General features: G+C 60.9%; 5 protein-coding genes. 4 read left to right on the plus strand and 1 reads right to left on the minus strand.

The window, feature by feature from the left end; translation table 11 throughout:
- The first annotated feature begins 124 nt into the window (after positions 1-124).
- Positions 125-1,543: an FAD-dependent oxidoreductase gene (locus tag BSF40_RS07400; protein WP_095964622.1), complete on the plus strand. Its 1,419-nt coding sequence runs from the start codon at positions 125-127 to the stop codon at positions 1,541-1,543.
- A gap of 255 nt (positions 1,544-1,798) precedes the next feature.
- The gene (gene hemE / locus BSF40_RS07405) at positions 1,799-2,866 is read left to right on the plus strand and encodes a uroporphyrinogen decarboxylase (protein WP_095964623.1); all 1,068 of its coding nucleotides are present in this window, start codon (positions 1,799-1,801) and stop codon (positions 2,864-2,866) included.
- A 149-nt stretch (positions 2,867-3,015) separates the two neighbouring features.
- On the opposite strand, the gene BSF40_RS07410 is transcribed toward hemE, so the two are convergent.
- Entirely contained in the window at positions 3,016-4,290 is a 1,275-nt protein-coding gene (locus tag BSF40_RS07410; RefSeq protein ID WP_095964624.1) for an MFS transporter, read from the minus strand.
- Between the two features lie 119 nt (positions 4,291-4,409).
- On the opposite strand from BSF40_RS07410, the gene BSF40_RS07415 reads away from it, so the two are divergent.
- Together BSF40_RS07415 and BSF40_RS07420 are read left to right on the plus strand one after the other, a co-directional pair.
- Complete coding sequence (locus BSF40_RS07415; protein WP_095964625.1) at positions 4,410-5,312, plus strand: LysR family transcriptional regulator; 903 nt, start codon at positions 4,410-4,412, stop codon at positions 5,310-5,312.
- Between the two features lie 499 nt (positions 5,313-5,811).
- Positions 5,812-6,027, plus strand: a complete 216-nt coding sequence (locus tag BSF40_RS07420; RefSeq protein ID WP_095964626.1) for a DUF6124 family protein — start codon at positions 5,812-5,814, stop codon at positions 6,025-6,027.
- Positions 6,028-6,079 lie beyond the last annotated feature (52 nt).

Consider the following 6,079-nt stretch of genomic DNA (forward strand, 5'->3'; position numbering starts at 1 on the left):
GACGCAGCTGCAAGCGGCAAGCTTCAAGCCGCAAGTTAACAGCAGAGCGCGTTGTGCCTGCCACCGTGATTGTCTTGCAGCTTGAAGCTTGTAGCTTGAAGCTGTCGTGTAAGAGGTTTTGAAGATGGGCGAACGTCTCAGCAACGACTTCCAATTCATCGAGGTCGGGCGCAAGGATCCGAAGAAGAAACTGTTGCGTCAACGCAAGAAAGAGTTCGTGGAAATCTACGAACCCTTCAAACCCCAGCAGTCGGCCGACCAGGCCCACCGCTGCCTGGGTTGCGGTAACCCGTATTGCGAATGGAAGTGCCCGGTGCACAACTTCATTCCCAACTGGCTGAAGCTGGTGGCCGAGGGCAACATCCTCCAGGCCGCCGAGTTGTCGCACCAGACCAACACCCTGCCGGAAGTCTGCGGCCGGGTGTGCCCGCAAGACCGTCTGTGCGAGGGTGCCTGCACCCTCAACGACGGCTTTGGCGCGGTGACCATCGGTTCGGTGGAGAAGTACATCACCGACACCGCGTTCGCCATGGGCTGGCGTCCGGACATGTCCAAGGTCAAGCCGACCGGCAAGCGTGTCGCGATCATCGGTGCCGGGCCTGCGGGCCTGGGTTGCGCCGACGTGTTGGTGCGTGGCGGCGTGACCCCGGTGGTGTTCGACAAGAACCCGGAAATCGGCGGTCTGCTGACCTTCGGCATCCCCGAGTTCAAGCTGGAAAAGACCGTGTTGAGCAATCGCCGCGAAGTCTTCACCGGCATGGGCATCGAGTTCCGCCTCAACACCGAGGTGGGCAAGGACGTGACCATGGAGCAACTGCTCGAAGAATACGATGCCGTATTCATGGGCATGGGCACCTACACCTACATGAAGGGCGGTTTTGCCGGTGAAGACCTGCCAGGCGTGTACGACGCGCTGGACTTCCTGATCGCCAACGTCAACCGCAACCTGGGCTTTGAAAAGTCGCCGGAAGATTTCGTCGACATGAAAGGCAAGAAGGTCGTGGTCCTGGGCGGTGGCGACACGGCGATGGACTGCAACCGTACGTCGATCCGCCAGGGCGCCAAGTCGGTGACCTGCGCCTATCGTCGTGACGAAGCGAACATGCCGGGCTCGCGCAAAGAGGTGAAGAACGCCAAGGAAGAAGGCGTGAAATTCCTCTACAACCGCCAGCCGATCGCCATTGTCGGCGAAGACAAGGTCGAAGGCGTGAAGGTGGTTGAGACCCGTCTCGGCGAGCCCGACGCCCGTGGCCGTCGCAGCCCCGAGCCGATCCCGGGTTCCGAAGAGATCATCCCGGCCGACGCCGTGGTCATCGCTTTCGGTTTCCGCCCTAGCCCGGCGCCGTGGTTCGAGCAGTTCGAGATCCAGACCGACAGCCAGGGCCGCGTTGTGGCACCGGAGCAAGGTCAGTACAAGCACCAGACCAGCAACCCGAAAATCTTCGCCGGTGGCGACATGGTGCGCGGTTCTGACCTGGTGGTGACGGCGATCTTCGAAGGCCGTAATGCTGCTGAAGGGATCCTGGATTACCTGGGCGTCTAAGCACCCGATCCAGACTTGAAATGCAGTAAACATGTGGGAGCGGGCTTGCTCGCGAAGAGGGAGTGTCAGTCGACAGTTTTGTTGCCTGACAAACCGCATTCGCGAGCAAGCCCGCTCCCACAGTTGTTTCGCGGTGTTGCTAAACTCTTTATTTCATTGCGACAAATTGACCCGATAGACAAAAGCCTCCGCTCTTGCCGTGCCTTTTGCGCCCGGCTCTGAGAAAATGCCCGCACTTTTTTTCCGGATGCCGACATGACTGCCCTGAAGAACGACCGTTTCCTGCGCGCCCTGCTCAAGCAACCCGTAGACGTCACTCCCGTGTGGATGATGCGTCAGGCCGGTCGCTACCTGCCTGAATACCGCGCCAGCCGCGCCAAGGCCGGCGATTTCATGAGCCTGTGCATGAACCCGGCGTTCGCTTGCGAAGTCACGATGCAACCGCTCGACCGTTATCCGCAACTGGACGCGGCGATCCTCTTCTCCGACATCCTGACCATCCCCGATGCCATGGGCCAGGGCCTGTACTTCGAAACCGGCGAAGGTCCGCGCTTCAAGAAGGTCGTCAGCACCCTGGCCGACATCGAAGCCCTGCCGATTCCCGATCCGCAGAAAGACCTCGGCTACGTGATGGATGCGGTCAGCACCATCCGTCGTGAACTGAACGGACGTGTACCGTTGATCGGCTTCTCCGGCAGCCCATGGACCCTGGCGACCTACATGGTCGAAGGCGGCTCGTCGAAAGACTTCCGCAAGACCAAGGCCATGCTCTACGACAACCCGCAAGCCATGCACCTGTTGCTGGACAAGCTTGCGCAATCGGTCACCAGCTACCTCAACGGCCAGATCATGGCCGGTGCGCAGGCGGTGCAGATCTTCGATACCTGGGGCGGCAACCTGTCGGCAGCGGCGTACCAGGAGTTCTCCCTGGCCTACATGCGCAAAATCGTCAGCGGCCTGATCCGCGAGCACGAAGGTCGCAAGGTGCCGGTCATCCTGTTCACCAAGAACGGCGGCCTGTGGCTGGAAAGCATCGCCGATGCCGGTGCTGATGCATTGGGCCTGGACTGGACCTGCGACATCGGCAACGCCCGTGCCCGTGTTGGCGACAAGGTCGCGCTGCAAGGCAACATGGACCCGACCGTGCTCTACGCCAAACCGGAAGCCATTCGCGCTGAAGTCGGACGCATTCTCGCCAGCTACGGCAAAGGCAGTGGCCACGTGTTCAACCTTGGTCATGGCATTACGCCGGAAGTCGATCCGGAACACGCCGGTGCATTCCTGCGTGCCGTGCATGAATTGTCGGCGCAATATCACGAGTGATCGTGATCTGACAAAACCCTCGGCTTTTCTGTGGGAGCGAGCTTGCTCGCGATAGCGGTCGATCAGTCAACAGAAATGTTGAATGTAAAGCCCTTATCGCGAGCAAGCTCGCTCCCACAGTTACATGTGGATAGCAGGAAAAAGTGGCTTCAAGCTTTTACACCGCCTAATGGCAGCAACTTCGCCAGCTTCAACGCGATCAGCAGCGCAATCACCAGCAGCGTGCCGATAAACAGCCCGATCCCGTTCCAGCCACCCAGGTGCCAGAACACGCCACCCGCCGTACCGGCAATACTCGACCCGACGTAGTAGCTGAACAGGTACAGCGATGACGCCTGGCCCTTGGCCTTGGTGGCGCGGCGGCCGATCCAGCTGCTGGCCACCGAATGGGCACCGAAGAAACCGAAGGTGAACACCAGCATGCCGATGATCACCAGCGGCAGCGGTGTGAACATCGTCAGCGCCAGGCCGGCGATCATCAGCGCAATGGTGCTCCAGAGCATTTTGCGTCGACCGAGCTTGTCGGCCAGGGCACCGATTTTCGCCGAGCTGTAGATACCCGACAGGTACACCACCGAAAGCATCCCGACGAACGCCTGTTCCATGTGATACGGCTCGGCCAGCAGGCGATAGCCGATGTAGTTGAACAGCGTGACGAACGCCCCCATCAGCACAAAGGCTTCGAGGAACAGCAGCGGCAAGCCGGCGTCGCGAAAGTGCATGGTGAAGCCGTCGAGCAGGCTGCGCGGGTGCAGCGAGCGCGAACGGAAGTTGCGTGATTCGGGGAGGATTTTCCAGAACACCGCCGCCGCAATCAGGGCCAGGCCGCCGATCACCAGCATTGCCGTGTGCCAACTGACGAAGTCGATCAGTACCCCGGTGATCAAGCGCCCGCTCATCCCGCCAATCGCGTTGCCGCCGATATACAGGCCCATCGCCAGGCCGATGTGCTGCGGATGGATCTCTTCGCTCAGATAGGTCATGGCGACCGCCGCCAGCCCGCTCAAAGACAGGCCCACCAGCGCCCGCATCGCCAGCACCGCGTGCCAGCTCGGCAGCATCGCGCTGGCAAGGGTGCACAGGGCGGCGGCGAACAGCGCGGCAACCATCACCGGTTTGCGCCCGACGCGGTCGGAGATGGGGCCGGTGATCAGCAGGCCGAAAGCGAGCATGCCGGTGGCCACCGAGAGGATCAGGCTGCTTTGCGCCGCGTTGATGGAGTATTCGTCGGACAGCAGCGGCATCATCGGTTGCACGCAATACAGCAGGGCGAAGGTCGCGAAGCCGCCGCAGAACAGCGCCAGCACCGTGCGCATGAACGCTGGCGTGCCTTTTTCGATGTAGATCTCCGCCAGCTCAACGGCGATAGCGTCCGTCGCTAAGGGAGGCACTTCATGGGCGAGTGGGGCGACAGCAGTTTTCACGGTGGGACCTCGGAGGACGCAGCCGGTCAGGCAATGAAAAAAGCATATAGCTGGCTAATGATTCAATCCAATATATTGTTCGACCTGTTTGATAGCTTTTACGACCTAATGGGGTTTCCATGGAATTGCGTCATCTGCGCTACTTCATCGCCGTCGCCGAAGAACTGCACTTCGGCCGCGCCGCACAGGTGCTGGGCATCTCCCAGCCGCCGCTGAGCCAGCAAATCCAGGCACTGGAACAGGAAGTCGGCGCGCGGCTGTTCGAGCGTACCAATCGTCGGGTCGAGCTGAGCGAGGCCGGTCGGCTGTTCCTGGAAGAGGCGCGGCTGGTGCTGGCGCAGGTTGATAAAGCGGCGGATGTCGCGCGACGGGCGCAACTGGGTGAGTTGGGTGAATTGAAGATTGGCTTCACCTCATCCGCCCCGTTCAACTCGACCATTCCCCAGGCGATTTTCTCTTTCCGTCAGCGTTTCCCGGCGGTGCATCTGAATCTGCGGGAAATGAGCAGTACCCAGGTGGCCGATGCGCTGGTGGACGAGTCGATTGAGGTCGGCATCATGCGCCCGCTCGGGCTGCCGGACTGCCTCAGCGTAGTCGAGCTGATGCGTGAGCCGCTGGTCGCGGTGCTCAGCTCCAAGCACCCGTTGGTAGAGGGCAGCGAAGAGGGCCTGTTTCTGTCAGCCCTGGCGCTTGAGCCTTTCGTGTTCTTTCCACGCAGCTATGGCAGTGGCCTGTATGCACAACTGCTCAGCCTGGCCCGGGACGCAGGCTTCAGCCCGCACTTTGCCCAGGAGGCCGGAGAGGCGATGACCATCATCGGGCTGGTGGCGGCGGGGCTCGGCGTTTCGGTGTTGCCGGCGTCTTATCAGCGGATGCGTATTGATGGCGTGGTTTATCGCCCGTTGCTTGATCCGGCGGCGGTGTCGGCGGTTTGGTTGGTGCAGCGCAAGGACCAGAAGTCGGCGATGGCCAAGGCGTTTGTTGAACTGCTGACGAGGAAGGTCGAGCCACTGAAGCCGTGACGGCTGCGCCGTCAATCGCGAGCAAGCTCGCTCCCACAGGGTTCAGCGCAGTGAGCACAATCTTGGTAGCGCCGGGAAACCCTGTGGGAGCGGGCTTGCCCGCGAAGGCGTCCGCAAGAACACCAACAGTATCCCAAGCCAGCAGGAAGCTTTACCGCCTGCCGTGGGACATTTCCGAAATCCCTCGGACAGGCTACAGCGCCTTGCGGCGCTGCCTACAACTACTCCAGAATCCGCCGGCTTGTGCGCTTTGAGGGCCATCGGTAGCTTGATCCGGGTCACTGATGGTCAGTGATCGGGTTTAGCAGCCCGTAGTTACATGAAGCGTATTAGCGCTCCTGAAAGGCAGGTATTTCCATACCTGCCCTTGACGGCCGCTGTGCGCAGGGCGCCTTCGGGCGCGCCGGTTCACGTAACCCGGTCTGCTAACCTGCGTACAGCTGCCACCCTATGATCAGCAAAGATTTGGCGTGGCCGCCCACTTTCAGGACGCTGAATCATGACCAGTACAATCTTCCTCATCGCCCCCGACATCGACAACCACACCCTGCTGGAATACGCCTGCGTGTCGCTGGCCTCGGCAAGCGTCATGGCGAGTGACTTCGCCAGAGACTTGAAGGGATCGCAGGGGCACATCCTGCTGGGCATTCAGCAGTCGATCATGCTGGGTGAACTGGCGGTGAATCGGGTGCTGGATAACCTTGATCCGCCGTGATCGTCCGGGGAGGCGAGAACCTTTGTGGGAGCGAGCCTGCTCGCGAAAAACG

Source organism: Pseudomonas sp. ACN5 (assembly GCF_002303975.1).
Lineage (GTDB): Bacteria > Pseudomonadota > Gammaproteobacteria > Pseudomonadales > Pseudomonadaceae > Aquipseudomonas > Aquipseudomonas laurylsulfatiphila.

Coding starts and splice junctions, on each gene's coding strand:
- BSF40_RS07420 (WP_095964626.1), top strand. CDS start 5,812: ATGACCAGTACAATCTTCCTCATCGCCCCCGACATCGACAACCACACC.
- hemE (WP_095964623.1), top strand. CDS start 1,799: ATGACTGCCCTGAAGAACGACCGTTTCCTGCGCGCCCTGCTCAAGCAA.
- BSF40_RS07400 (WP_095964622.1), top strand. CDS start 125: ATGGGCGAACGTCTCAGCAACGACTTCCAATTCATCGAGGTCGGGCGC.
- BSF40_RS07415 (WP_095964625.1), top strand. CDS start 4,410: ATGGAATTGCGTCATCTGCGCTACTTCATCGCCGTCGCCGAAGAACTG.